This is a genomic window from Pseudomonas sp. GQ91 (assembly GCF_059758795.1).
The window spans coordinates 1-26990 of record NZ_JCAXED010000025.1; the positions used below are offsets into that span (position 1 = coordinate 1).

Here is a 26990-nt window from a genome sequence, read left to right on the forward strand (position 1 = left end):
AAAGTCTGTTTGCATGGTGGGCTGTTGAGGTCTTCTGCACAGCCTTGAGCGCATGAAATGATCAGTCAAGAAATTCTACGGTTGCATGCGCGAATTGCTGGCCGTCCTCATTCCTCGAGAAGGTATGACTGCATTGCTTACACTGATGCTGAGTCATCGGTGGGTCAATTTTTTGCTGCTTGGTTTCGAGGTCATGACCATGGCATACACTACAGAACAATTCCCAATCTAACCTGGCTGTTGCCCACTGAGACAAATTGATTTTGACGAGAGGGAGGGAGGCCTCGATGAGTGAGGCAAAGACCTGCGCCTATGCCTCGTGCCCTAGCCAAGCATGCTGCGAACGTCCGAATTAAGGGGCAACCTTATCAAACGGTCGATGCCCGCCGAGGAACATGGTGATTCCGCCGATAAGGGCCGCGAGAGAGCAATACCCGATGACGGCATATATTCCGAGCCCATTGACCAGGAGCCCACCGATGACTGCGCCAACAGCGATGGCCCCCTGGGTTGTAGTCACCAGCAAAGCACCCGCACTCTCTGCATGATCGGCACCTGACTGCGTCGTCCAAATCTGAGTACCGACAGGCAAAGCCCCAAAGGCGATACCCCAAAGCCCGACAGCAACAAAAACGATAGGGGTTAATGATCCATAAGGAAGAAATGTAAAAGTAGAAAGTGACAACAGTATCGATGACAGAAAAATAGACATTCTGACGCTACGTTCCGCGATAAATCCTCCCGCAAAGTTGCCTAGCAGCCCTCCAATACCAAACACCAGCAGCACCAGAGAAAGTTCTTTAATTTCCAGCCGCGGCACTTGCTCCAGGTATAACCGCAAGTAAGTAAACCCAGCAAAATGCCCAGAGAAGACAAGCAATACGGTGATGAATCCAATCTGGATGTCGCGTCGACGTAGGAGCACCCCAAAAGTTCTGAAGCCTGCGGATGGTTGGGGGTCCATGGAAGGCATTGCAAATAGTTGAATGACGAGCGCAAGAAGGCCCAGACATGTCACCAGTAGGAAAGCGGCTCGCCAACCCCATAGGTCTCCAAAATAGGCACCCAACGATGGCGCGCAAACCGTTGCGGCGGCGATGCCACCAAATACAAGAGCGGTCGCTCTGGGAAGCAGGTTGGGGGGGACCAGTCGCATGACCAATGCGGCAGCCAAGGCCCATGTACCCCCAAGTGAGATTCCCATTCCCACTCTGGCTAACAACAGCACTCCTACATTGGGAGCCACTGCTGCCAGCAGGTTTGCTAGCACGATCAGCAGCGTTAGGCCCCAAACAACAAAGCGTCGGTTGAGTCTGGCCGTCATTAGGACGATCAGCGGAGCCGCCAACGCCGCGACGAGAGCAGTGACAGTCACCGTCTGTCCCGCCACACCGGCGGAAATTCCCAAGTCACGGGCGATGGGTGTCAAAAGACTCGCGGGTAGAAATTCAGATGTCACCATACTGAAGACACCCAGGGCCAACGAGCCAACAGCAGCCCAAGCAGGAGAAGCGCTTGTGTCTTCACTTTCTGATGGCGCTCGCGCGGAGCCGGCGGAGTTATCTGAACAGTGCGACATGATTAAGTCCTAGATGAGTAGTAGCTGATCACGACGGTGGTCCAACGTCAGTTGGTCAGCGGAACTATACTTATGGAACGTAATGAGGGAAATGGGGTATAAATCGATCCTAGCGTTCTATAAAAGGAACGCAAAGCTGCGAGTTTGTGTTGTGGATGATCTCAACGATTACTTTTATTTCACCCAGGTGGTGGCGCACGGCGGGTATGCTGCCGCTGGCCGCGCCTTGCAGACCCCAAAGTCAAAGTTGAGCCGCCGTGTTGCTCGGCTGGAAGAGCGATTAGGCGTACGCCTCATTGAGCGCACGTCGCACCGGTTTCAAGTTACTGAACTAGGCAAGGCATTCTACGATCGCTGTCGGATAATGCTGCGGGAAGCAGAAAATGCGAAGGGGATCGTCTGCAAAGCGAAATCTGTACCAGAAGGCACCGTTCGCCTGAGCTGCCCCACCGGCCTACTGGATGTCTCCATAGGTGCTCTGCTACCCGAGTTCCTCGTGCGGTATCCGCTGGTAAGACTTCATGTGCTCGCGACCAATCGTCGTGTCGACCTGGTTGACGAGCACGTTCATGTGGCGATACGTTCGCGCGGCCGCCTAGAAGACGAGACAGAGACTGGCCTGAAAATCCGGATGCTGGGAAAGACCCGGAAAATCATCGTAGCCAGCCCATCATTGGCTGCCACAATGGGTTTGAAGCGCGATATCAAATCGCTTGAGCAGGCGCCAACCATTGCTATGGCGGACCCGCTGGTAGCATGGGTATCGCATAAGGCCTGGAAATTTACCGGTCCTGGGAATACCGCGTTTTCTTTAGAGCATGAGCCCAGGCTGATATGTCGCAGCGTTCCGGCATTACTCGCCGCTGCACGCAGCGGCATCGGCGTTGCTGTGTTGCTGGAACAGCTGTGTGAGTCGGACCTTAAATCAGGAGAGCTGGTCCAACTTTGGCCAGACTGGCAGGTGTCCGAAGAGGTTATCTACTTAGCTTTCACTGCGTCACGAGGTCTTCTTCCTGCCGTGAGGTCGCTCATCGACTTCTTGGTCGAGCGGGTGGGAAGAGGTGTATAAAATGGAAGCTTTGTGAGCACGCTGTCTTCTCTGTCGCTAACGGATACGGACATCTGATCATCAGTAAATCCTCTCTGCATTGGGGATGCGGCGCAAAGGTGTACCTGTCCTCCATGATCGACTGCTTCGATAGGAAGGTAATCGATTGTCGCCGCAGCGAAAAGCGTGCAGCTCAAAGACCTGGGCGATATTGTGTGTTGGCGCCAGCGCCGAATTGACCCAGTTGCTGAGATATCACTGACCCGGGGAGACTCCTTGCGAACCGCTACTTTTACTGGATTTTTGTTGACTTGAGGTTGGGTTAATCCCACGTCAGCACGTGGGTCAATTCAGCGTTGGCGTTAACACATAGAGCCCTCCTGTTACTTCAAAACGTCGGATTCACCTAAAAATACTGAACATTTCTACTCGTATGGAAGCTGGGGCAATAGAAAAGCCGGGCTGCCCCGGCTTTTATCAAATGCGAAGCGCTGCGCTATTAGCTGAGTTTTCGACCTAATGCTTTGAAAAATAGCTCTGACTGAAGACGCTCGCTATCAAGCTGCATGGCGACTTTTTCACATATATCCTCGCTGACCGTCGCTAAATCGAGTCTTGTAGAGCGTGCGAGTACCTCAGCGCTGCAAGCTCTTTCTAAAAAATACAAATCGTCATATGCGTAATCAATTCGATTATTACATACTACAACGCCGTGATTTCCTAAGAATACTATGTCTGCTCCGGCCATTGCATTTGCAATGCGCTCTCCCTCTGAATGATCTAAAGCAAAGCCGTTGTATTTTCTATCCATAACTATTCTATTATGGAATCGCATAGCATTTTGAGAAAGAGTGGTATCCAAACCACAGTTTACGGTTAAGCTAAGTGCGGATGCGTAAGGCATGTGCGAATGAAGCACACATGACTTTTTAGTAATCCTATGAATAGCTGCATGTATGAACATCGCCGTTGGTTCGATTTCATGATGCCCCGCAATTTTATTCCCGTCGCCGTCAACGATAACGATGTCATCCGCTTGAATCTCTTCCCACATCAAACCCCTGGGATTCAATAGAAACAGGTCAGGCCGATGAGGCAGTGCAATACTAAAGTGATTACAAACCCCTTCGCCGAAGCCATGATATGCCGCGGCACGAAGAGCGAGCGCTAGATCCCCCCTAAGTTGAACCACGCTACTTTCCAAAAAAATCTCTTTTCCAAGGTCTGTAGAATTTCTCATAATGCATCTCCGTTATACATTGTTGAACGACTTCCCAATGGCGCACGTAAAATGATGATCAGTTTACTGGTCCCACCATACCTATCGCCGCACTAAGATCTGAAATGGCGGTCGCCTAGCGATTTATGGGGTCTCGCGACCCCATCATTCCTGGCATCCGATTCTTACAATCTACAGGGCGGCTCCACGCTGTAATTTTCGGTTACACTACAAACCAGTTTGCGTTTAGTGAAGACTTATTAGCTCGCTGCGTTAAGTCTTTTTTTCGGGAACGACCGAGAACTGATTTTTTTTCCCACCGCGTACTAGATAGCAGACGGCCAAGGCAACGATAGTGATCCCACATTGGAGGAGGCTGATCTGCAGAACCGGGTCCAATGCCATGCTTACCAGGACCGCTACAATGGCCGCGATAACAATCATAGGCACCCACGGATGTCCCCATACAGCAAACTTAAGAGTCCCCTGCGACACCCATTTACTGCGCAACTTCAGCTGAGACAGACAGATCATCAGATAGACGAAGAGGAACACAGTACCGGAAGAGTTGATGAGGAACTGAAAAACCGTATCGGGCCAGAGTGCCGCAATGATGACACATCCATATCCCACCAACGTTGACGCAATGACGCCACGGACCGGAACACCCTTACGGTTAAGGGTAGCCATTGAGCGAGGAGCTTCATCGTTCGATGCCAAGATGAACAAGACACGAGAAGCCGTATAAAGACCAGCATTTAAAACTGAAAGCACAGCCACCAAAATTACCGCGGTGAGTATAGTGCCAGCTCCAGGGATGCCAATATGCTCAAGCGTAGTTACGAAAGGAGATTTACCCACTGTGATGTCGGTCCAGGGCTGCGCCACAACAATGAGGAATACAGCTAAAACATAGAAAATCATGATGCGGAAGATTACGGCGTTAGCGACTTTTTGAATATTGCGCGAAGGATTGTCTGATTCTGCTGCGGCAAGAGTAGCAACTTCCATGCCAGTCATAGAAAAGATAACTACTACCACTCCTGCAAATAATGATCCAACGCCGTGAGGTAGAAAACCACCATGTTGTGTCAAATTACTTAAGCTAACGGTCGAGTTCGACTTGTCACCGAATATGAAATAAATTACAACGCCTATGAATACCAGGATAGCTACAACTTTAATGCCTGCAAACCAGTACTCAGCTTCCCCAAAGGAGCGAACAGACAGTAAGTTGAGCAAGGTCATCCCGATCATCAAGCCCAGAGCGATAACCCACACTGGAATATCAGGCAGCCACGCATTGATGATCTGGCCACCCACCACGGCCTCGAAACCAACAACAATTACCCAGAAGTACCAATACAACCAACCGGTCATATAGGCAGCTGGACGGCCGAACGCCAAGCGGGCGTATTCTACAAAAGATCCTGTTGTAGGATGCGCTGCCGCCATTTCGCCGAGCATCCGCATCACCAATGCCACGATGATTCCTGTCAAGGCATAGGTAATGAAAGCACCAGGGCCGGTGGAAGCAATTACCGTACTCGATCCCACAAACAGACCGGCACCGAGAGCGCTCCCAAGAGCTAGCATGCTTACATGTCTAGTTTTAAGTACTCCCTTCAAGTGTGAGGGCTTATTTATAATTTCCATGGTCGTCTCCATTATATTGTTGTTTAGCGGAGGCAGTTCAAGGGGGGGGCACCGAATAAGACTAGCCCCTTAACAAGAGCCTTTTAGTTATTGCGCATGGCCCAATATCTATTTTTGTTGTATCTACGCCTTGTCTTAGAAAATTGCGTTGTGCAATAGGGGACATATAGAGGACCTTACGCGTCACAGCCCAGAGGCTGGAGTAACAGCACTGATTATGGGTGCCAAGATTGAAACTTCTCTTCCGACGGCCTAGAGCCTCGTTTAGACGCTCTATAAACGCGAGCTTAGGAACGAGCCCAACCAAGCTGCTCAAACAGACTGCGAACCGAATCCAGCTTCGGGAAAACGGCGTCAGGTTGATAATCTGGAATGGGCTTACGCTTCGTGCCTCGGTCTATCCAAATACAGTGGAAGCCCATATCTCGCGCCGCTACCAGATCAAGATGGGGACTGGCGCAGATGTGAAGGACTTGGGAGCGCTCCACACCAAGCTGCTCGTGCGTGTAATCGAAAAGGCGCGGATTGGGCTTATACGCTTGAGCCTGCTGAGCGGTGATAACCCTATCAATGAGCCCTTCTAGCTGTGCGACATTTCCGGCGATGATGTCGTCGTCGGTGTTGGAGACAATGCACAGTTTGAAGCCCTGCTCCTTAAACCATCTGAGCGTCGGCACTACCTCTGCAAAAGGTGGCATGAGCCCGATTCGCTCGACAAACGCATTGGCCTCTCCTCCCTCGTAGCTGACTTCTAAATCCCTCAGGGTGCTGCGAAGTGATTCCTCGGCCACCTGCCGGAAACGCAAGAAGCATGGCTGCTGCTCCAAGCCGTGTTCGTATTCATCGTATATGCGCAGAAATTCCTCCTCACGCTGAGTAATCCCTTTTTGGCGGAGGAGCTCGCGGACGTAATCCAGCAGTCCCTCGTCCCACTGGATCAGGGTGCCGTAGCAATCGAAGGTAAGCCACTCGGGTTTTGCAAAACCTTGAAGAGACATAAAAATAGCATCCTAGGTGGTTGGTAACGGTTCATCATCACTGAGCTTTTAAAGATTTGAAAATTAAATTATTCTCGAAAAGTAATTTAAGAATCGGATTAATAGCCATGATCGATCTCGCCCTTTTGCAAACTTTCGTCTCTGTCGTTGATTCGGGAGGGTTCACCCGTGCAGGTGATCGAGTGAATCGCACTCAATCGACTGTCAGTCAGCAGATCAAGAAGCTGGAGGATCAGGTCGGCCGTGCGCTACTCGTTCGCCAACGGGCTTGTAGGTCGATCCAACTCACCGAGGACGGCGAGCGTCTGCTGGGCTACGCGCGGCGATTGGTAGGGCTCGCTCGGGAAGTTGGAGACATGATGAGTTGCGCTGAGAGTCGCGGCGTGGTCAGCCTTGGCATCCCGGAGGATTTCCCGATTGATCAGCTAATCAGCCTCATCACCGGCTTCAATGAGCGGTTTCCGGGCATTAGGCTCGACATATCGAATGGTTTAAGCATCAACCTGATCTCCCAGATGGAACGCCGCGAGCTAGACTTGGCCATGGTGAAGCGCAACATGGGGAAAGGGGAAGCAGTTGCTACATGGCCGGAGAATTTAAGCTGGGTCGCTGGCGCTAACCTGCTATTGGAGCAGGAAGTCATTCCGCTAGTGGTGTATGCACCAGGATGCCTGTACAGAGAACGGGCCATCCGAGCCCTTGAGCTTGCCGGCAAGCGGTGGCGAATCGCGTTCGCATCTCCAAGCTTGACGAGCATTCAGGCCGCGGTCTCCGCCAATATTGGCCTAAGCCTGTTGCCTGGCAATGCGATACGTTCGGACCATAGGATTGTCTCTGCAGAATTGGGCCTTGGCGCCCCGCCTCCGACAGAGCTGGCATTGATAGGGGCCGGCAGAGTACTGACCAACGCTCAGAAAATCGTCGCTGATTTTCTAATTGAGCAGGTCCTGCGATCTTGAGGCAGTTACGCTACTGGACATCTACAAAGCGGTGGGGGAGGAGCCCTCGCTTTTCGCCATTTGCAATGAGCATTACAACCAAGGCCGTATGATCGAGCAAGTGATCAATCTTGCGGTCGAAGATGCTTTACGGGATGCATGATCGGTGCTGGTCGAGCGATTTCGCACGTCTAGCCTAGGTAGCTTAATCGGTTGTTCAATATACGTCGTGCTACTGGGCCATGACGACTCCCTTTCATAGTGAGGCAAGCCGTGTAGGCTGAGTAGAGAGGGTATCCCTAGCATTGCTGAAATCGACATCGACCATAGCCCTTCTTTTTTCAAGGTTGCCCTTCGGCGTGATCAGCATAAAAAGGACCTGCGAGAGATGAAGCTATCGAGTGTTCATATGATCTGGCCGGCGCTGTCTTCTTCTCAACGCGAACTGTCAATAAGGCTTGGGCATCGCCCGCCACCACCGCCTTTACCGTCACCGCCATCATTTCCAAATCTTCCACCCTTACCGCTTTCTTAAGGGTTACTGTGGCCCCGGTTCCGTCGTGGTTGAGCATGAGGCGTGTCGAGCTGCGGCGCGCACTCCAAGACCTGCCGCCAGTAACTCCTTCACACGCTTGTGCAGATCCTCGTCTGTCGGCCGGCCCTGGTACTTGCCGGCGGCCCTGGCCTTTTCGATGCCCTGAGCCCCTGGCAACGGCCGCCCTTATGAGCTGAACCGCACTCAAGCGAAGCTAACAAGCCCGAAGTTGGAATCCCGGCCAAAAGCGTCAAGGATGTAGAAGGCCGGCGAATGCCAGTCCCGACATGGATGAGCGAAGAGCCAAACCGCTACTCACACCGGAACAGATCAGTCATGCGCGACACCTGATTGCCGAAGAGCATAGGCCTGTGGCAGAGGCAGCCCGTCTATTGGGGGTTCATCGAGGCGTCGTATGTGGCGATCGCGATGTTGATAGTCAACGTGGAAACACCCCAATCGAGCGCGAGGTCATTCTCGGCAATCTCGAGTGTAGGCAATGTTTACAAAGACGATGGAGGAAGGGTCATAGACGCAAAACGAGCCCTGAAAGGTCCGCTGCTGCACCCGCTATGCACCCACGGGCTTGGCTGGGGCAACTCAGATTTAGCTGAAGAGCCCATAAAATATGGTGTCCCAGGGCCGGTTCGAACGGCCAACCTTCCCCTTAGGAGGGGGATGCTCTATCCAATTGAGCTACTGGGACAAATGACAGTCGCGCCCTTCACAGGCGTTGCGACAGACGGCGTGCATGTTAACGGCCAAGGTGAGTTTTGTCATGTCGTCCGTCAGCTTTTCGCAGGTCGGTTTTTACATCAATCAGGTGAGCCGTACGGTTGGGTATCAGGCCTGCGCACGGTGCCATCGTGCAAAATGCACTACTCCAAGTGAGCCTCATTGCAAACTGCAACGGGCCATGCGTTTATAATCAACATATCTTATTGTTTTTAAAGGGTTTATTAAAAAAACATGCGCTGGCATGACAGCTGCAATAGGTATACTTACACCACTGTCTGGCAATGCGATAAAAAGGGGTCCACACCGATGAACAGCACGCTCCTGCTCCTGAATTCACTGGCGTTGGCCACCTTGCTGGTCTTCCACTTCCAGGGCACGGGCAGCGACGACATGGCACAGACCCGCCAGACAGGCAGCCACTACACCCAGCAGCGACCACAGCTGGCGATCATGACCGTCAATGATCGATCATCGACGCGCCTGACGCACGGCACACCGTCGGCGAATGTTTCTGAACACTGGGTTTTCTGACACCGTTTTGTTTTACCGGAGCGATTCATGACCAAGCCAGCCTGGCTGCTTTTTACCTTAGCCTTGGCCACCGGCCTTTTGGGCCTCGATACAACGTCGCATGGCATGCAGATCGCTGCCTTTGTGGCCAGCGGCATATTTGCTGCGACTGGCGTACTGGCCCTCATCGCCGGGAGACGCTTCAAGTTCGATCCCGTATTGCGTTGATCGCTTTCTCCCGCCAGGACCCTGCCCTTCCGGCGCCCTGCCTGAAGACACCCTCCCGAGCAAATCGGCAATTTGCCACTAGTCTTAAAATGAAAGACGAAGGTCGGCATTGCTATACGATGGGCGTCCCAGCCCCGCTTTCTGATTGGGCACATGCGACTCGAGCATCGGCCGAGTAGCGCGCGAAAAATTTTCCAACCAGTCCGCAAATTTGAAAAGCAGTGCTGGCATAAAGCCTGTATCCGGTTCAATATTTGTCACAGAATTGACGCCAGTGAACCGGCGGATTTGAGGCATGATGCGGCCTCTTTGCAATTCGGGTTGAACATTTGGCAGCAAGCCTTGTCCTAACACACATGTTGCGGCCAATCCCAAAAACCGCTCCCCTGAACTAACCGGTTAAATATATGCGCCCATTGAAACAGGCAATTTATTCCAGCCGTACGGCTGACAAGTTCGTCGTACGTCTGCCAGACGGAATGCGGGAACGCATTGCCGAGGTGGCTCGCAATCATCATCGCAGCATGAACTCCGAAATCATCGCGCGCATGGAGCAAAGCCTTATTCAGGAAGGCGCGCTGGGCGACGAGTTGAGCATGCGACTGGACAGCCCGGAGTTGTCACTGCATGAACGCGAACTGCTGCAACGTTTCCGTCAGCTCTCTCACCGTCAGCAAAATGCGCTTGTGTCGCTGATTGCCCATGACGTTGAGGCAGCCGCAGAAGCCGAATAACCGGCAATTGAAAGCTGAAGCCAGCCTTGTGCTGGCTTTTTCTTGCCTGGAATTTGACTGGCACGTGAACTGCGCAGCCTCATCGGCTGCGCAGGAAGGGTTCAGAGCAGGAAGATGGTTGCCAGCCCGAGGAAGATGAAGAAGCCACCGCTGTCGGTCACAGCGGTGATCATCACACTGGCGCCCATTGCCGGGTCGCGACCAAGGCGCGCCAGGGTCATCGGGATCAACACCCCCATCAAGGCTGCCAGCAACAGATTGAGGGTCATCGCGGCCGTCATCACCACTCCCAGGGACCAACTGCCGTAAAGCAGGTAGGCAACCACACCGATCACCCCACCCCACACCAGACCGTTGATCAGGCCTACGGCCAATTCCTTGCGCATCAGCCGCGAGGTGTTCCCCGTACTCACCTGGTCCAGCGCCATCGCCCGCACGATCATGGTAATCGTCTGGTTGCCGGAGTTGCCGCCAATCCCGGCAACGATCGGCATCAGCGCAGCCAATGCCACCAACTTCTCGATTGAACCTTCAAACAGGCCGATTACACGAGAAGCAACAAATGCTGTAATCAGGTTCACTGCCAGCCACGCCCAGCGGTTGCGCAGGGATTTCCAGACTGACGCAAAAATATCTTCCTCTTCACGCAGACCCGCCATGTTGAGGACTTCGCTTTCGCTTTCCTCACGAATCAGGTCGACCATTTCATCGATGGTCAAACGACCGATCAGCTTGCCGTTCTTGTCGACCACCGGGGCCGAGATCAAGTCATAGCGCTCGAACGCCTGGGCAGCATCATAGGCATCTTCATCCGGGTGAAAACTCACCGGATCGCTGGCCATGACCTCGGCGACCTGCTTGTCCGGGTCATTGACCAGCAGACGCTTGATCGGCAGCACGCCCTTGAGAATACCTTCGTAGTCGACCACGAACAGTTTGTCAGTGTGGCCCGGCAACTCCTTGAGCCGACGCAGGTAACGCAGAACCACTTCCAGGCTCACATCCTCACGGATGGTCACCATTTCGAAGTCCATCAGCGCGCCGACCTGATCCTCGTCATAGGACAACGCGGAGCGAACGCGCTCACGCTGTTGACCGTCAAGGGTCTCCATCAGCTCATGGACAACATCACGCGGCAGCTCAGGCGCGAGGTCGGCCAGTTCGTCGGCGTCCATTTCCTTGGCGGCCGCCAGCAGCTCGTGATCGTCCATGTCGGCGATCAGCGTTTCACGTACCGAGTCGGATACTTCGAGGAGAATGTCGCCGTCGCGGTCCGCCTTGACCAACTGCCAAAGGGTCAGACGATCATCCAGCGGCAAGGCTTCAAGGATATAGGCGACGTCGGCGGAGTGCAGGTCATCGAGCTTGCGCTGCAGCTCGACGAGATTTTGCCGGTGGACCAGGTTCTCGACCCGATCCTGGTGAGGACCTTCCTGGCGATGGGTCAGGTCTTCAACCACACGCTGGCGCTGCAGCAGCTCAACGACTTGAGCCAGGCGATCCTGCAGGCTTTCTTGGGTTTTCTTTACTTCTACTTCGGTCATAGGCGAACTCCACTCCCAGCAGCGGGGCACGCCGGAAGGATCAATCAGTCAATTCATGATTGGTAAAACGGGGTACTGAGTAACTACTGGGTAAGTCCATGGAGGTATTCCACAAGCCCCGGCGGGGCTGACGAGCGCAATGATACACCGCCCGGCCGTTTTAAACGTTAAAAAACTGGAAAGAACAAGCGCTTGCGAAGTAAAGCTGAGTTTCGCTCAAACTTATGAAACTGCGACGACCCAGGCCCCGGAGAAAACACATGGCGCGCAAGAAAAAGGTGAAGGCCGGGACTTGCCACAAGACGGTGTTGGGCAGGCGACGCTGTTGACCGAACGCCAGCGCCGCCAAACAAATACTCCAGACGGCAAAAAGCCCGCACTAGGCGGGCTTTTTGTTTGTATGGTGCACTCGACAGGATTCGAACCTGTGACCGCTCGGTTCGTAGCCGAGTACTCTATCCAGCTGAGCTACGAGTGCAGGTTGTGTTTTTATACCAGATCACAACTGGCTGAAGCAAAGCTACCTGCATCACTGCAACTAACTCTTAAATGGTGCACTCGACAGGATTCGAACCTGTGACCGCTCGGTTCGTAGCCGAGTACTCTATCCAGCTGAGCTACGAGTGCATTTGTTGCCGCGCATTATAGGCCGTTCAATCTCTATGTAAAGCTATTTTTTCTAGTAATTTCAACAACTTACCGAAAAAACCCAGATTGCAACGTACTAAGCAAATAATGGCGGAGAACGGGGGATTCGAACCCCCGACACCCTTTTGAGGTGTACTCCCTTAGCAGGGGAGCGCCTTCGGCCACTCGGCCAGCTCTCCGCAACACGGGGCGTATATTAACCAGCTTCATCCCCGTTTGCAAACATAAAAAACGATAAAAATTAATGGCTTGGTTCGTCGTCCTTCTCTTTCTTGATCCGCAGGTAGATTTCCTCACGGTGGACAGCCACCTCTTTCGGGGCATTAACCCCGATCCGTACTTGATTGCCTTTGACGCCGAGCACGGTCACGGTGATTTCGCCATCACCAATAATCAGGCTTTCTGCGCATCGACGAGTCAGAATCAGCATGCCTTTCTCCTCACGCATTTCAGTTCAGGGACAACAGTCTGCAAAAAAAAGGCATTCGACCTACAACCAGACGGTCATAGCCTTATCTGCCTAAGTATTGTCGAGCACGCGTAAAAGAACAGGTCCCTACACCCACCCGGCAAAAAAATGAAAGGCGCGGATCAACCGCGCCTTCCTGGCATTGCATCACTCACCCTGTCGGGCAGGCGCATCCAGTTCAAACGCGGTATGCAGCGCGCGCACGGCCAATTCCAGGTATTTCTCTTCGATGACTACCGAAACCTTGATTTCCGAGGTGGAGATCATCTGGATATTGATGGTTTCCTTGGCCAGGGACTCAAACATGCGGCTGGCAACACCCGCGTGGGAGCGCATGCCGACACCGACGATCGAAACCTTGGCGATCTTGGTATCGCCCACCACTTCACGGGCACCGATTTCGCGGGCGGTATTTTTCAGGATCCGTTCCGCCGCATCGTATTCATTGCGATGCACGGTGAAGGTGAAGTCCGTGGTGTTATCGTGCGCAACGTTCTGCACGATCATGTCGACTTCAATGTTCGCGCCGCTGATGGGACCCAGAATCTTGAAGGCCACGCCCGGAGTGTCTGGCACGCCACGGATCGTCAGCTTGGCTTCATCGCGGTTGAAAGCGATGCCGGAAATGATCGGCTGTTCCATGGATTCCTCTTCATCAATAGTAATGAGGGTACCCGGACCCTCCTTGAAGCTGTGCAATACGCGCAGCGGAACGTTGTACTTGCCGGCGAACTCCACCGCACGAATCTGCAGCACCTTGGAACCGAGGCTGGCCATTTCCAGCATCTCTTCGAAGGTGATCTTGTCCAGGCGCTGAGCCACGGGCACCACGCGCGGATCGGTGGTGTAAACACCATCTACATCGGTGTAGATCTGGCATTCGTCAGCCTTGAGAGCCGCCGCCAGCGCCACCCCGGTGGTGTCCGAGCCGCCACGACCGAGCGTGGTGATGTTGCCGTTCTCGTCCACACCCTGGAAACCGGCGACAACCACGACCCGACCTTCCTTCAGATCAGCACGAATCTTCTGATCATCAATCTGCAGGATGCGCGCCTTAGTGTGCGCGCTGTCGGTCAGGATGCGCACCTGACTCCCAGTGTAGGACACCGCCGGCACCCCACGCTTGTTCAGCGCCATCGCCAACAGGGCAATGGTCACCTGCTCGCCCGTGGACACAATCACGTCCAGTTCACGAGGAAGCGGTTGCTGATCGCCACTGATTGCCTTGGCCAGATCGATCAGACGATTGGTCTCGCCGCTCATGGCAGACAACACCACTACCAGGTCATCGCCGGCATCGCGGAATTTCTTAACCTTGTCGGCCACCTGCTCGATTCTTTCGACAGAGCCGACCGAGGTGCCTCCGAATTTCTGTACGATCAAAGCCATTTCTAAGCCGCCTCAGCCCGTAAAGGGGCGCCCAATAAACAAATCTTCCAGCAGCCGATCGAGCCCATGACTAGACCATGGGCCGATTAACAGCGCCTTAAATACCTGCCTCGACAAACGGAACGGTCAGCGCCAGGGCCGCGTCCAGGGCACCGGCATCAACACCACCGCCTTGCGCCATGTCCGGACGACCACCGCCCTTCCCGCCCACTGCCGCGGCAGCTTGTTTCATCAAATCACCGGCTTTGAGTTGGCCAGTCAGGTCTTTGGTCACACCAGCAACCAGCACGACCTTTTCCTCGTGGACACTGCCGAGCAGGATCACTGCGCGGCCGAGTTTGTTCTTCAACTGGTCGACCAGGGCCAACAGCGCCTTGCCATCCTGGCCGTCCAGGCGTGCAGCCAGGACGTTCACACCCTTGACGTCCAGCGCCGAAGCCGACAGATCGTCGCCCGCCGCGCTGGCAGCCTTGGCTTGCAGCTGCTCCAGTTGTTTCTCCAACTGACGGTTGCGCTCCAGTACCGCAGAGAGCTTGTCGATCAGGTTGTCGCGGCTGCCTTTGACCAGCGAAGCCGCTTCCTTGAGTTGTTCTTCGGCCGCATTGAGATAGGCCAGGGCCGCAGCCCCGGTCACCGCTTCAATACGACGCACACCGGAGGCCACACCGCCTTCGCTGATGATTTTCAGCAGGGCGATGTCGCCGGTGCGGTTGGCGTGAATGCCGCCACACAGCTCCACCGAGAAATCGCCGCCCATGCTCAACACGCGCACGCTGTCGCCGTATTTTTCGCCGAACAGCGCCATGGCGCCCTTGGCCTTGGCGGTCTCAATGTCGGTTTCTTCGGTTTCAACGGCGGTGTTCTTGCGAATTTCAGCGTTGACGATGTCTTCCAGGGCCTTGATCTGCTCAGGCTTGATCGCTTCAAAGTGGCTGAAGTCGAAACGCAGGCGCTGGCTGTCGACCAAGGAACCTTTCTGCTGCACGTGCTCGCCCAATACCTGGCGCAGCGCGGCGTGCAGCAGGTGCGTCGCCGAGTGGTTCAGCGAAGTGGCGTGGCGCACGTCAGCGTCGACCTGAGTCTCCACCGGCGAACCAACGGTCAGGCTGCCCGATGCCAACACACCGTGGTGCAGAAACGCGCCGCCGGTCTTGGTGGTGTCACGCACATCAAAACGCCCGGAAGCCGCCTTGAGGAAACCACAGTCGCCAATCTGGCCACCGGACTCAGCGTAGAACGGGGTCTGGTCGAGGACCACAACGCCTTCATCGCCTTCACTCAATACGTCAACCGACTGGCCTTCCTTATAGAGGGCAACCACTTTGGCCGAACCGCTGGTGGCCTTGTAGCCGGTGAATTCGGTGGCCACGTCAACCTTGACCAGGCTGTTGTAGTCCATGCCGAACGAACTGGCCGAACGTGCACGCACACGCTGGGCTTCCATCTCGCGCTCGAAACCTTCCTCGTCGAGGGTCAGGTTGCGCTCACGGGCGATGTCGCCGGTCAGGTCCATCGGGAAACCGTAGGTGTCGTAGAGTTTGAACACCACATCGCCCGGCACCACGCTGCCCTGCAGGCTGGCGAGGTCTTGCTCGAGGATTTTCAGGCCCTGCTCCAGGGTCTTGGCGAACTGCTCTTCTTCAGCCTTCAACACGCGCTCGATGTGCGCCTGGTTTTGCTTGAGTTCCGGGAAGGCATCGCCCATCTCGGCCACCAGGGCCGCAACGATCTGATAGAAAAAGCTGCCGTTGGCGCCCAGCTTGTTGCCGTGGCGGCAGGCGCGACGAATGATCCGACGCAGCACATAACCGCGACCTTCGTTGGACGGCAAAACGCCGTCGGCAATCAGGAAGCCGCAGGAACGGATGTGGTCAGCCACGACCTTGAGCGAGGCCTGGTCTTCGTTGCTGCAACCAATGGCCTTGGCGGCCGCGGCCAGCAGGCTCTGGAACAGGTCGATTTCGTAGTTGGAGTGAACGTGTTGCATCACCGCGCTGATCCGCTCCAGGCCCATGCCGGTGTCGACCGACGGCGCTGGCAACGGGTGCAACACGCCATCGGCGGTGCGGTTGAACTGCATGAACACGTTGTTCCAGATCTCGATGTAGCGGTCGCCGTCTTCTTCCGGCGAGCCGGGTGGGCCGCCCCAGATGTCGGCGCCGTGATCATAGAAGATCTCGGTGCAAGGACCGCACGGGCCGGTATCGCCCATGGTCCAGAAGTTGTCGGAAGCGTACGGCGCACCTTTGTTGTCGCCAATACGCACCATGCGCTCGGCCGGGACGCCGACCTGCTTGGTCCAGATGTCGTAGGCTTCGTCATCGCTGGCGTAGACGGTGACCCAGAGTTTTTCCTTCGGCAGTTTCAGCACGCCAGTCAGGAAGGTCCAGGCAAAGTTGATCGCGTCTTGCTTGAAGTAATCGCCAAAGCTGAAGTTGCCGAGCATTTCGAAAAAAGTGTGGTGACGGGCGGTGTAGCCGACGTTTTCCAGGTCGTTGTGCTTACCACCGGCGCGTACGCACTTCTGACTGCTGACGGCGCGGGTATAGGCGCGCTTCTCCTGGCCCAGGAAGCAGTCCTTGAACTGGTTCATCCCCGCGTTAGTGAACAGCAGGGTTGGGTCATTGCCTGGGATCAAGGAGCTGGAGGAGACACGGGTGTGACCTTGCTCTTCGAAGAAGCGAAGGAAGGCTTCACGGATTTCTGCGCTTTTCATTAGGTTCTTCCACGGAGGCTGCGGCCAAAGGCCAGTGCGCAACATCATCAGACGGAGCGACGGCAAAGGGCCGCATTATATCGGCCCTTTGCCGGTGGTACAGCGTGTTTATGCGATAGAAACAGTCAATTAGACGGTCTGCACTGTCATTTTCGGGAAAACTCGACGAATGTCGCGACAACCTGCTCGATCTGCGCCCGACTGACGTCCAGGTGCGTGACCATTCGCAGGCGCGAGGCGGCACTCAACGTGATCCCGCGCGCAGCGGCAAAGCGTTGCAAGGCCTGAGCCTGATCCCCGACCTGTACATAGACCATGTTGGTCTGCACCGGCTCGACCGTATGACCGGCCTTGCGCAATTCCGCGCCCAGCCATTGGGCGTTGGCATGGTCTTCGGCCAGGCGCTCGACCTGATGGTCAAGCGCATACAGTCCGGCCGCCGCCAGCGAGCCCGCCTGGCGCATACCGCCACCGAGCATTTTGCGCAGACGACGCGCCTTGGCAATCAACTCACTGGAACCGCACAACACCGAGCCGATGGGGGCACCGAGGCCCTTGGACAGGCAGACCGACACCGAGTCGAAGTGCTGCGTTATCTCCCGGGCATCCACACCCAGCTTGACTGCCGCGTTGTACAGACGCGCACCGTCCAGATGCAGGGCCAGGCCGTGCTCGCGGGTGAACGCCCGTGCAGCCGCCAGGTACGACAGCGGCAAGACCTTGCCCTGCATGGTGTTTTCCAGTGCCAGCAGCCGGGTACGGGCGAAATGGAAATCATCGGGCTTGATCGCTTCTGCCACCTGGGCCAGGTCCAGCGAACCATCGGCCTGCACGTCCAGAGGCTGGGGCTGGATCGAGCCCAGCACGGCCGCACCGCCACCCTCGTACTTATAGGTGTGGGCCTGCTGGCCGACGATGTACTCCTCGCCCCGCTCGCAGTGGGCCATCAACGCCAACAGGTTGCTCATGGTGCCCGTGGGGACGAACAACGCACTCGCAAACCCCAGGCGACGGGCCAGTTCGGCTTCCAACTGATTGACGCTGGGATCCTCGCCGTAGACATCATCCCCGCTGGCGGCATTCGCCATGGCCTCGCGCATGCCGGGGGTAGGTTGGGTCACGGTGTCGCTACGCAGGTCAATCACGCTCATCACACTTGCCTCTAACGGTTTCGGTCAGCCCTTTTGCCCACGATATCAAGCTCACCCCCGCAAGGGAAAACTGAATACCCACCAAACAAACCGATATAGTTAATCGATACGGCAGCCGTGCAGTTTTTTGAAAAGCGTGTTAAAAACTCACCGCTGCCAGGATTCTGGCGGCAACGTTCTCAGGGCGGGGTGTAATTCCCCACCGGCGGTAATTGCGCGCAATGCGCATAGCCCGCGAGCGCTTGGCACCTCGAACTGCTTGTGCAGGACGGCGCCAAGGTCAGCAGACCCGGTGTGATTCCGGGGCCGACGGTCATAGTCCGGATGAAGAGAGAACGGGATTGCCATCCAAGGGCCGCACGCTGTCGCATGCTTGCATGACGCAGTGATTCGCCCCCTTGAATCCCATTCGATTCATAACGCCCTGTTTTTTTCTTAAACAGGAGTCAGAACATGCAACCCACCGCAATCGACAGTAAAAGCAAAAACCACCACGGCGAGCGCGTCGCGTTTATCCAGGCCTGCTGGCACAAGGATATTGTCGATCAGAGCCGTAAAGGTTTCCTCGCCGAAATGATCGCCCAGGGCTATCAGGAGTCGGATATCGACTTCTTCGAAGTCGGCGGCGCCTTTGAGATGCCGCTGCACGCCAAGCTGCTGGCCAAATCTGGCCGTTATGCCGGCATTGTCGCCGCGGCGCTGGTGGTGGACGGCGGGATCTATCGCCACGAGTTCGTCGCCCAATCGGTCGTCAGCGGCCTGATGCAGGTTCAGCTGGAGACCGAAGTACCGGTGTTCTCCGTGTCCCTGACCCCGCATCATTTCCACGCGGGCGTCGAGCACCAGACCTTCTTCTTCGAGCACTTCGTGCACAAGGGCGAAGAAGCGGCAAGAACCTGCGCCGACACCCTGAACAAGATTCGTGCGCTGCGTCGCAACGAGCCTCGGGCGGTAGCGGTTTAAGCAACACCGACAAACACATGTGGGAGCGGGCTTGCTCGCGAATGCAGGGTGTCAGTCACCGAATAGGTTGACTGATCCAGCGCATTCGCGAGCAAGCCCGCTCCCACATTGGGTTGTGATCGACCTTTAGTTCAGACCAGGCCGGCATCCGTCGTCGGCACAATCAGTATCCCGGCACGCAGACCGTTCTTCACCTTCGGGTTGGGGAAGATGATTCGCGCGCCCTCCTCCTCGATCACCCAGCGGGTCTTGGCCAGATCCTCGGCCAACAGATAGCCCTTCTCCAACGGCGAGAAGTTTTCCACGTCCACCGGCAGGTGCATCAGGAAGGCATCGCTGTGCTTGATCACTTCCCGCGCCACGCTGAACAGTTGCAAACCGTCCAGGCTGTCGGTAACCGGCTCGTTGCCTTCGATGATCTGTTGCAGACGGGTTTCCAGGCGGGACACGTTAACGCCCTGGTTTTGTCCGAACGGCCGGGCCTTGCCCAGCTCCAGGGTGAACGACTCGGCATCCAGCTGCTCGTAGGTGAAGGCCGTGAACGTGATCGAGGGCTTGTTCTGCAGCAATACCGCTTCCATGCCGGCCGCGCGCAGACGCGCCAGTTCATGGCGCGAATGCTTGCGTCCGTCTTTCCACGGGTAGAGGGCGAACTGTTCAATTCTGGAACCACGAATGGCCGTGTGCAGGTCGTAGTGCAAGCGGCTGCGGCCTGGCAGGCTGAAAAAGTTGCGCGCCAACTGCTCCAGGTCGGCAGCGCGAATGGCTTCCGGGCCGATGTTTTTTTCATGCCGACCGTTGAAGAGCCGGTTGACGTCAAGTTCGAGATAACGCTCGCCGCGGCGTATTGCCTCGGGGTTACCGAACAGGAACAGAATACGGGTACGCGGTTTGATTTCCCCACGGGCGATGCCATGCAACAGGCGGTCGAGCAGTTCGATCGGCGCGGTTTCGTTGCCATGGATGCCGGACGACAGCAGCAGGTCGCTGCCGTTGTCCCGCGCCTCGGGTGGCCGCACTTCCAGCGCACCCTCGCTGAGCCAGCGCAGTTGCACGCCGTCGACAGTCAGTTGAATTTTTTGCGCCGGTTCGCGACCGGCGAGGGTCAGTTCAAGCAGTTTGCCGAGGGCGAGCATAAAGCAGCTTCCTTAGTGGTTGCAGCCTGGGCCGTGGACGTGATCGTCGTCATCGCCTTCAACGTCGGCCGGTTCCATTTCCAACTGCAGGCTCATCAGGTTGGTGGCCAGTGGGCGCATCAGCAGGTTGGCGTATTCGGCATCGCCTTCTTCCACGTCGACACCGATCAGCAGTTGGCCACGGCCGTCGTGCTGGATCCAGATTTCCTTGCCCTGCCAGACCACCGCGACGCGGGTGCAGGAGGTTTCCAGTTGCGTGCCGTCGGTGTCTTCAAGAATCAGTTTCAGGGTGTCGGTCATAAAATAGCTCTCAGCCGGTGGGCATTAATTGATCTGGAAAGGATAAACCGAGCCCAGTTTAAGGATTTGCGTCAGTTCATCCAATGCCGTCCGGCACTCAAGCAACAACTGCGGGTCAGCCAGGTCAGTCTCGCGCAGGCTGTCGCGGTAATGCTTGTCGACCCATTGGGTCAGGGTGTCGTACAGCGGTGGCGTCATGATAACCCCTGGATTGACCGCCGCCAGTTCAGTTTCATTCAGCGCCACCCGCAGGCGCAGACAGGCCGGTCCACCGCCGTTCTGCATGCTTTGCTTGAGGTCGAAGACGTTGACTTCGCGAATCAGGCCGCCGGAAGCGGTCAAGCCTCGCAGATACTGCCAGACACGTTCGTTGTTGCGACACTCTTCCGGCACGATCAGCAACATCGTGCCGTCAGGGCGGGTCAGCAACTGACTGTTGAACAGATAGGAACGCACCGCGTCCTCGACGCCCACCAGGGAGCGTGGCACGCAGATCGACTGGAAGTTGCCTCCCAACTTGCCGAGCTTGCCCTGCAATTGCGCCAGCATCTGCTCAGTATCGAGGAACGCGTCCTCGTGGTAGAACAGCACTTCACCGTTGCCCACCGCGATCACGTCGTTGTGGAACACGCCGGCATCGATCACTGCAGGGTTCTGCTGGCCAAACACCACGCCGTCATCGCTGAGACCGTGCAGCCGCGCAACAGCCTGGGAGGCTTCCAGGGTCTGGCGCGCCGGGTACTTTTGCGGGGCCGGGTAACGCGTGTCAAAGGCACTGCGTCCGAACACGAAAAACTCGACGCCGGCCTCGCCGTAATCACGGCAGAAGCGCGTGTGGTTGGCCGCCCCTTCGTCACCGAACTGCGCCACGGCCGGCAACGCGGCGTGGTGCGCGAAGTGCTGCTGATCGGCAAACATTGCCCCCAGCACACGGCTGGTGGTCGGGTGTTCGATGCTGCGGTGGTATTTGCAGTTGAGGTTGGCGGCGGTGAAATGCACACGGCCGTCGGCGGTGTCGGCGCTCGGGCTGACGGTGGCGGCATTGGCCACCCACATGCTCGACGCCGAGCAACTGGCGACCAGCAACGGCATCGCTTGCTTGGCCGCTTGCTCGATCACCTGTGCGTCAGTGCCGGCAAAACCGAGGTTGCGCAAGGCCGCCACATCAGGACGTTCCTGGGGTGCCAGCACACCTTGCACGAAGCCCATTTCCATCAAGGCCTTCATTTTCGCCAGGCCTTGCAACGCCGCTTCCTTCGGATTGGAAGATTGCTGGCTGTTGCTCTGGGACGCGACATTGCCGTAGGACAGGCCGCCATAGTTATGAGTCGGCCCCACTAGACCGTCAAAATTGACTTCACAGGATTTCATCGGCGAGGCTCCACGAACATCTGTTTTTTATAGGCAATCTTCAGCACACCACAGATTCATTGTGGGAGGTGGCTTGCTCCCGATAGCGCTGGATCAGTCACCTGATGCATCAACTGACAGACAGCTATCGGGAGCAAACCCCTCCCACACATTTAGATCAGCGTTATACCCGGCGTCAGCGTGGCCGGGACTGCCAGGCTCGGGGTCTCCAACGAGGCCACCGGGTACGCGCAATAATCCGCCGCGTAATACGCGCTGGCGCGATGGTTGCCCGACGCCCCGACGCCACCGAACGGCGCAGTGCTCGCCGCGCCGGTCAGCTGCTTGTTCCAGTTGACGATGCCGGCCCGACTTTCCAGCCAGAACTGCTGATAGCGCGCTTCGGAATCCGAAAGCACACCTGCCGCCAAACCGTATTGGGTGTTGTTGGCCTCGACAATCGCCGCTGCAAAATCGCTGTAGCGGATCACTTGCAGCAGCGGGCCGAACAGTTCTTCGTCAGCACGCTCGGCAACAGCGCTCACATCGATGATGCCTGGCGTCAGCAACGCCGCCTGCGCCTGAGGCTGGGTCATCTGCAGCAGCGCCACGCCGCCATTGGCAAGCAGCAACGCCTGGGCGTCCATCAACGCCTTGGCCGCGCCGAGGGAAATCACCGAGCCCATGAACGGTGCCGGCTGCTGATCGAACGCGCCGACTTCAATCGTCGAACTCACGGCGACCAGGCGCGCCAACAGGGCGTCGCCCCACGCGCCTTGCGGCACCAGCAGGCGACGGGCACAGGTGCAACGCTGGCCAGCGGAAATAAACGCCGACTGGATGATGGTGTAGACCGCCGCATCCACGTCCGCGACTTCGTCCACCACCAGCGGGTTGTTGCCGCCCATCTCCAGCGCCAGGATCTTGTCCGGCCGCCCCGAGAACTGCTGGTGCAGGTGGTTACCGGTACGACTGGAACCGGTAAAGAACAACCCGTCGATACCCGGGTTGGCCGCCAACGCAATCCCGGTTTCCCGTGCGCCTTGCAGCAAATTCAATACACCGGCGGGCAGGCCGGCTTCGACCCAGCACTGCACCGTCAACTCGGCGACTTTCGGCGTCAGTTCGCTGGGTTTGAACAGCACGGTATTGCCCGCCAGCAAGGCCGGGACGATATGCCCGTTCGGCAGGTGACCGGGAAAGTTGTAGGGGCCGAACACCGCCACCACGCCGTGTGGTTTGTGGCGCAACACAGCGCTGGCGTCGCCCAGCGGGCCGCTCTTCTCGCCGGTGCGTTCGCGGTAGCTTTGTACCGAGATCGCGATCTTGTTGGCCATGCTGGTGACTTCTGTCGCCGATTCCCACAGTGGCTTGCCGGTTTCCTCGCCAATGCAGCGGGCGATTTCATCGGCACGGCTTTTCAGCGTATTGGCAAAGGCTTCGAGCACGCTGATACGTTCTTCCAGCGGACGCCTGGCCCAGGCCGAAAATGCCTGGCGCGCGGCCTGCACGGCTGACTCGACCTGTTCGACCGAAGCACCGTTGCCGGCCCACAGTACTTGCTGGGTCACCGGGTTCAGCGACTCGATCCGTTCACCCTGGCCAGCCAGCCAGCTACCTGCGATATACAGCGAATTCATTATTTCGACTCCCGGGCTGCGGACAACGGTACGCCACGTACTTGATCACCAGCCACCAGTTGCAGGCGCTTGGCGGTCAACGGATCGACCACCAGGGTGCCGGCCGCCAGCCGCGCCGGGGCGGCGGTAATACGGCAATCCTCACGCTTGCGGTTGTGCATCAGGAACGGCGTGGCGTCGTCCCCTGGCGTGCCGATGGCCAGCACCAGCGCCTGACTGTCGCGCACCGCACGGATCTTGGTGGTTTCACATTCCACCGCCGGGCCCGCGTCGAAGATGTCGACGTAACCCTGGTAGCTGAAACCTTCGCTCTTGAGCATGCTCAGCGCCGGCTCGGTGTCGGTGTGGACCTTGCCGATCACGTTGCGCGCATCCGGAGAAAGGAAGCAGGTGTACAGCGGAAACTTGGGCATCAGTTCAGCGATGAATGCTTTGTTGCCCACGCCGGTGAGGTAATCGGCCTGGCTGAATTCCATCTTGAAGAAGTGTCGGCCCAGGCTTTCCCAGAACGGCGAACGCCCGGCATCGTCGGACATGCCGCGCATCTCGGCGATGATCTTGTTGCCGAACAACTGCGGGAACTCGGCGATAAACAGCATCCGCGCCTTGGCCAACATGCGGCCGTTGAGGCCGTTGCGGTAATCGGCATGCAGGAACAGCGAGCACAACTCGGAGTTGCCGGTCAGGTCATTGGCGAGGAACAGCGTCGGAATCTCACGATAGATGTTCAACTCCTGGGAAGCGCTGACGGTCAGGCCGACCCGAAAGTTATACCAGGGCTCGCGCAGGCCGACGGCACCGGCGATGGCGGAAATGCCCACCACGCGGCCGTCATCGTTTTCCAGCACGAACAGGTAGTCCGCGTCACCGCGTCCGGCTTCGCCGCGAAAGGTTTTCTCGGCCCAGCCGACCCGGTGCGCCAAACGCTCTTCGTTGGCCGGCAAGGTGGTGAGGCCGGTGCCGGTGCTGCGCGCCAGATCAATCAGGGCCGGTAAATCGCTGCTGCGTACGGGACGAACGATCATGCTATCTCCTCAAGCGGGCCGCTGATTCCAAGCCACCCGTGAAACTCTCTTTTAAACCGCTACCAGGCGCACGCTGGCACCTTCACCGACGCCCAGGGCTTCGGCGGCTTCCAGGTCCAGCGTCACCGGTTTACCCGGCGCGTAGTCCAGTTCCAGCATCACCGCACGGTAATCCTGCAACTGACCATTGCTGACCAGGTACTGGCGACCCACACCCTTGAGCATCTCGCCGATCTTCACCGGCACCACGCGGCTCTGGGCAATCGAGCGGATACCCGAGACCCGTGCGTGCAACGTCGGGCCACCATCGAAGATGTCGATGTAGTGGTCGGTTTCAAAGCCTTCGCGCATCAGGATGTCGAAGGTGACCTGCGCCCGCGGATGAACCTGGCCCATGGCTTCCTGCGCGGCGTCCGGCAACAGCGGCACGTAGATCGGGTAATGCGGCATCAGTTCGGCAAGGAAGGTGCGGCTTTTCAGCCCGCACAGCCGTTCGGCCGCGGCGTAGTTGAGATCGAAGAAATTACGGCCGATGGCATCCCAGAACGGCGAATCACCGTTCTCGTCGCTGTAGCCGACAATCTCGGTCACCACCGAATCGGCAAAACGCTCGGGATGATTGGCGACGAACAGCAGCCGGCCACGGGAGTTGAGTTCCGACCACGGCGAACCGACCAATTCCGGCACCACGTAGAAACTGGTCAGCAGACTGTTGCCGGTCAAGTCATGGCATTGGGACAGGACGTGGATCTTGTTGTGGATCTTCAGCTCACGGGACGCATGTACGAAAGTTTCGTTGCGAAAGCTGTAGAACGGTTCGGAGTAACCGGCCGAGGCCACAATGGCCGAACAGCCCACCAGCTTGCCGGTGACGCTGTCTTCCAGCACGAAGAAATAGCTTTCTTCACCGTTGAAACTGACTTCAGCGGCGAAGGATGCTTCGCTTGCGGCGATCTTGTCGCTCAGACGTTCGACATCATCCGGCAGGGAGGTGACACCAATCGGACTGTCCGCGGCCAGACGCTGTACCTCGCCCAGATCAGCCATTTGCGCGGGGCGCATCACCAGCATGGTGTCACTCCTTAAATCCAGAATAAAAAACAGGGGGCCAAAACACCGCCTTTCCCTGTAGGAGCGAGCGTGCTCGCGAAGATCGTCAACGATAACGCGCGCATTCTCGATGAACGCGGCATCCTTGAGTTTTTCGCGAGCAAGCTCGCTCCTACAGGGCAAAGGCGGAGCGAATCAGACTTGCGTAAGCGTTTTTACAGCACGTTCAAAACGGTCGAGACCTTCCTGGATATCCGCCTCGTCCACCACCAGGCTCGGGGCAAAACGCACCACGTCCGGGCCGGCTTGCAGGATCATCAGGTTTTCACGCTCGGCGGCGTTGAACACCTCCTTGGCCTTGCCCTTCCAGGCATCGCTCAGCACGCAACCGAGCAGCAGGCCCAGGCCGCGCACCTCGGTGAAAATACCGTACTTCTCGCCGATCTGCTGCAGACGGGCCACGAACAGGTCGTGCCTGGTATTGACCCCAGCCAGCACCTGTGGGGTGTTGATCACGTCGATCACGGCTTCCGCGACCGCACACGCCAGGGGGTTGCCGCCGTAGGTGGTGCCGTGCGTGCCGACGACCAAGTGCTTGGCCAGGTCTTCACGCGTCAACATCGCGGCGATCGGGAAACCGCCGCCCAGGCTCTTGGCGCTGGTCAGGATGTCCGGGACCACGCCGTAATGCTGGTAGGCAAACAGCTTGCCGCTGCGGCCCATGCCGGTCTGCACTTCGTCAAATACCAGCAGCGCGTTGTTCGCGTCACACAGCTCGCGAGCACCTTGCAGGTAGGCAAGCTCCGCGGGCAGCACGCCGCCTTCGCCCTGGATCGGCTCCAGCACCACCGCGCACGTCTTGTCCGAGACGGCGGCTTTCAGGGCTTGCAGATCGTTGTAGGGAACATGGGTGATGCCGGTGATTTTAGGACCGAAGCCATCGGAGTACTTCGATTGGCCGCCGACGTTGACGGTGAACAAGGTACGCCCGTGGAAACTGTTGAGCGCGGCAATGATTTCGTACTTCTCAGTCCCGAAACGGTCGAACGCCACGCGGCGCGCCAGCTTGAAGGCGGCTTCGTTGGCTTCGGCGCCGGAGTTGCAGAAGAACACGCGTTCGGCAAACGTGGCGTCGATCAACTTGTGCGCCAGGCGCAGCGCCGGCTCGTTGGTGAAGACGTTGGAAACATGCCACAACTTGTTGGCCTGTTCGGTCAGCGCCCCCACCAGCGCCGGATGCGCATGACCCAGGACATTAACCGCGATGCCGCCGGCAAAGTCGATCAGCTCGCGACCCGACTGGTCCCAGACACGCGAGCCTTCGCCACGTACGGGAATAAAGGCGGCAGGCGCGTAGTTAGGCACCATGACCTGGTCGAAATCGGCACGTTGCACCGGGGCTTGCTCAACGGACATCGGAGTCTCC

General features: G+C 57.1%; 23 protein-coding genes, 4 tRNA genes, 1 pseudogene and 1 riboswitch. Of the genes and pseudogenes, 6 read left to right on the plus strand and 22 right to left on the minus strand.

The window, feature by feature from the left end; genetic code table 11:
- Positions 1 to 352: 352 nt before the first annotated feature.
- A complete protein-coding gene (locus tag AC6CIA_RS25535; RefSeq protein ID WP_498315862.1) occupies positions 353 to 1579 on the minus strand; it encodes an MFS transporter in 1227 nt (408 codons plus the stop codon).
- Between the two features lie 151 nt (positions 1580 to 1730).
- Here AC6CIA_RS25535 and AC6CIA_RS25540 point away from each other — a divergent pair, with 151 nt between their 5' ends.
- The gene (locus AC6CIA_RS25540) at positions 1731 to 2648 is read left to right on the plus strand and encodes a LysR substrate-binding domain-containing protein (protein WP_498315863.1); all 918 of its coding nucleotides are present in this window, start codon (positions 1731 to 1733) and stop codon (positions 2646 to 2648) included.
- A gap of 478 nt (positions 2649 to 3126) precedes the next feature.
- Here AC6CIA_RS25540 and AC6CIA_RS25545 read toward each other — a convergent pair whose 3' ends face one another.
- From AC6CIA_RS25545 to AC6CIA_RS25555, 3 genes are all read right to left on the minus strand, one after another.
- Positions 3127 to 3867, minus strand: coding sequence for an aldolase (locus AC6CIA_RS25545; protein WP_498315864.1), 741 nt, complete (start codon positions 3865 to 3867; stop codon positions 3127 to 3129).
- A 252-nt stretch (positions 3868 to 4119) separates the two neighbouring features.
- Entirely contained in the window at positions 4120 to 5502 is a 1383-nt protein-coding gene (locus AC6CIA_RS25550) for an amino acid permease (protein ID WP_498315865.1), read from the minus strand.
- 287 nt (positions 5503 to 5789) lie between these two features.
- Positions 5790 to 6500: a haloacid dehalogenase type II gene (locus tag AC6CIA_RS25555; RefSeq protein WP_498315866.1), complete on the minus strand. Its 711-nt coding sequence runs from the start codon at positions 6498 to 6500 to the stop codon at positions 5790 to 5792.
- A 107-nt stretch (positions 6501 to 6607) separates the two neighbouring features.
- Here AC6CIA_RS25555 and AC6CIA_RS25560 point away from each other — a divergent pair, with 107 nt between their 5' ends.
- Positions 6608 to 7459, plus strand: coding sequence for a LysR family transcriptional regulator (locus tag AC6CIA_RS25560; protein WP_498315867.1), 852 nt, complete (start codon positions 6608 to 6610; stop codon positions 7457 to 7459).
- Positions 7460 to 7779: 320 nt separating this feature from the next.
- Here the strand turns inward: AC6CIA_RS25560 and AC6CIA_RS25565 are convergent, their stop codons facing one another.
- From AC6CIA_RS25565 to AC6CIA_RS25575, 3 genes and pseudogenes are all read right to left on the minus strand, one after another.
- The gene (locus tag AC6CIA_RS25565; protein WP_498315869.1) at positions 7780 to 8010 is read right to left on the minus strand and encodes a hypothetical protein; all 231 of its coding nucleotides are present in this window, start codon (positions 8008 to 8010) and stop codon (positions 7780 to 7782) included.
- Positions 7977 to 8141, minus strand: a pseudogene (locus AC6CIA_RS25570) (recombinase family protein); the annotation flags it as partial. The gene AC6CIA_RS25565 and the pseudogene AC6CIA_RS25570, both read right to left, overlap by 34 nt.
- A 461-nt stretch (positions 8142 to 8602) precedes the next feature.
- Positions 8603 to 8679, minus strand: a tRNA-Arg gene (locus AC6CIA_RS25575).
- A gap of 338 nt (positions 8680 to 9017) precedes the next feature.
- Here AC6CIA_RS25575 and AC6CIA_RS25580 point away from each other — a divergent pair.
- The 3 genes from AC6CIA_RS25580 (at position 9018) to AC6CIA_RS25590 (ending at position 10183) form a co-directional block, all read left to right on the plus strand.
- Entirely contained in the window at positions 9018 to 9242 is a 225-nt protein-coding gene (locus tag AC6CIA_RS25580; RefSeq protein WP_498315871.1) for a hypothetical protein, read from the plus strand.
- 27 nt (positions 9243 to 9269) lie between these two features.
- A complete protein-coding gene (locus tag AC6CIA_RS25585; protein WP_498315873.1) occupies positions 9270 to 9449 on the plus strand; it encodes a PA3371 family protein in 180 nt (59 codons plus the stop codon).
- 407 nt (positions 9450 to 9856) lie between these two features.
- Complete coding sequence (locus AC6CIA_RS25590) at positions 9857 to 10183, plus strand: Arc family DNA-binding protein (protein ID WP_339528546.1); 327 nt, start codon at positions 9857 to 9859, stop codon at positions 10181 to 10183.
- Positions 10184 to 10284: 101 nt separating this feature from the next.
- On the opposite strand, the gene mgtE is transcribed toward AC6CIA_RS25590, so the two are convergent.
- From mgtE to ltaE, 8 genes are all read right to left on the minus strand, one after another.
- Positions 10285 to 11727: a magnesium transporter gene (mgtE, locus tag AC6CIA_RS25595; RefSeq protein WP_339528545.1), complete on the minus strand. Its 1443-nt coding sequence runs from the start codon at positions 11725 to 11727 to the stop codon at positions 10285 to 10287.
- 401 nt (positions 11728 to 12128) lie between these two features.
- Positions 12129 to 12205: transfer RNA gene (locus AC6CIA_RS25600), tRNA-Arg, on the minus strand.
- Positions 12206 to 12277: 72 nt separating this feature from the next.
- A tRNA-Arg gene (locus AC6CIA_RS25605) sits at positions 12278 to 12354 on the minus strand.
- 109 nt (positions 12355 to 12463) lie between these two features.
- Positions 12464 to 12554 (minus strand) — tRNA-Ser (locus AC6CIA_RS25610).
- A gap of 62 nt (positions 12555 to 12616) precedes the next feature.
- Positions 12617 to 12805 (minus strand): carbon storage regulator CsrA, encoded by a 189-nt coding sequence (gene csrA, locus AC6CIA_RS25615; protein ID WP_003178872.1) that lies wholly within the window; start codon positions 12803 to 12805, stop codon positions 12617 to 12619.
- A 186-nt stretch (positions 12806 to 12991) separates the two neighbouring features.
- Positions 12992 to 14233, minus strand: coding sequence for an aspartate kinase (locus AC6CIA_RS25620; RefSeq protein ID WP_498315875.1), 1242 nt, complete (start codon positions 14231 to 14233; stop codon positions 12992 to 12994).
- A 97-nt stretch (positions 14234 to 14330) separates the two neighbouring features.
- A complete protein-coding gene (gene alaS / locus AC6CIA_RS25625) occupies positions 14331 to 16949 on the minus strand; it encodes an alanine--tRNA ligase (RefSeq protein WP_498315877.1) in 2619 nt (872 codons plus the stop codon).
- 146 nt (positions 16950 to 17095) lie between these two features.
- Complete coding sequence (gene ltaE, locus AC6CIA_RS25630; protein ID WP_498315879.1) at positions 17096 to 18100, minus strand: low-specificity L-threonine aldolase; 1005 nt, start codon at positions 18098 to 18100, stop codon at positions 17096 to 17098.
- 171 nt (positions 18101 to 18271) lie between these two features.
- Positions 18272 to 18441, plus strand: a riboswitch (FMN riboswitch).
- Positions 18442 to 18553: 112 nt separating this feature from the next.
- Here ltaE and AC6CIA_RS25635 point away from each other — a divergent pair.
- A complete protein-coding gene (locus AC6CIA_RS25635) occupies positions 18554 to 19063 on the plus strand; it encodes a 6,7-dimethyl-8-ribityllumazine synthase (RefSeq protein WP_339528541.1) in 510 nt (169 codons plus the stop codon).
- Between the two features lie 131 nt (positions 19064 to 19194).
- Here the strand turns inward: AC6CIA_RS25635 and astE are convergent, their stop codons facing one another.
- The 7 genes from astE to AC6CIA_RS25670 all read right to left on the minus strand — a co-directional run bounded on the left by astE (position 19195) and on the right by AC6CIA_RS25670 (position 26980).
- Positions 19195 to 20199, minus strand: coding sequence for a succinylglutamate desuccinylase (gene astE, locus AC6CIA_RS25640; protein ID WP_498315881.1), 1005 nt, complete (start codon positions 20197 to 20199; stop codon positions 19195 to 19197).
- 12 nt (positions 20200 to 20211) lie between these two features.
- Positions 20212 to 20499 carry a hypothetical protein gene (locus tag AC6CIA_RS25645; RefSeq protein ID WP_003175651.1) on the minus strand — a complete coding sequence of 96 codons (288 nt, stop codon included), beginning with the start codon at positions 20497 to 20499 and terminating at the stop codon, positions 20212 to 20214.
- A 24-nt stretch (positions 20500 to 20523) separates the two neighbouring features.
- Entirely contained in the window at positions 20524 to 21870 is a 1347-nt protein-coding gene (gene astB / locus AC6CIA_RS25650; protein ID WP_498315883.1) for an N-succinylarginine dihydrolase, read from the minus strand.
- A gap of 152 nt (positions 21871 to 22022) precedes the next feature.
- Positions 22023 to 23492: a succinylglutamate-semialdehyde dehydrogenase gene (gene astD / locus AC6CIA_RS25655; protein ID WP_498315898.1), complete on the minus strand. Its 1470-nt coding sequence runs from the start codon at positions 23490 to 23492 to the stop codon at positions 22023 to 22025.
- Positions 23489 to 24514, minus strand: a complete 1026-nt coding sequence (gene astA / locus AC6CIA_RS25660) for an arginine N-succinyltransferase (RefSeq protein WP_084379491.1) — start codon at positions 24512 to 24514, stop codon at positions 23489 to 23491. Before astA ends, astD begins: the two co-directional genes overlap by 4 nt.
- 51 nt (positions 24515 to 24565) lie before the next feature.
- Positions 24566 to 25585, minus strand: coding sequence for an arginine/ornithine succinyltransferase subunit alpha (gene aruF, locus AC6CIA_RS25665; protein ID WP_498315885.1), 1020 nt, complete (start codon positions 25583 to 25585; stop codon positions 24566 to 24568).
- Between the two features lie 174 nt (positions 25586 to 25759).
- The gene (locus tag AC6CIA_RS25670) at positions 25760 to 26980 is read right to left on the minus strand and encodes an aspartate aminotransferase family protein (RefSeq protein WP_498315886.1); all 1221 of its coding nucleotides are present in this window, start codon (positions 26978 to 26980) and stop codon (positions 25760 to 25762) included.
- Between the last annotated feature and the right edge of the window lie 10 nt (positions 26981 to 26990).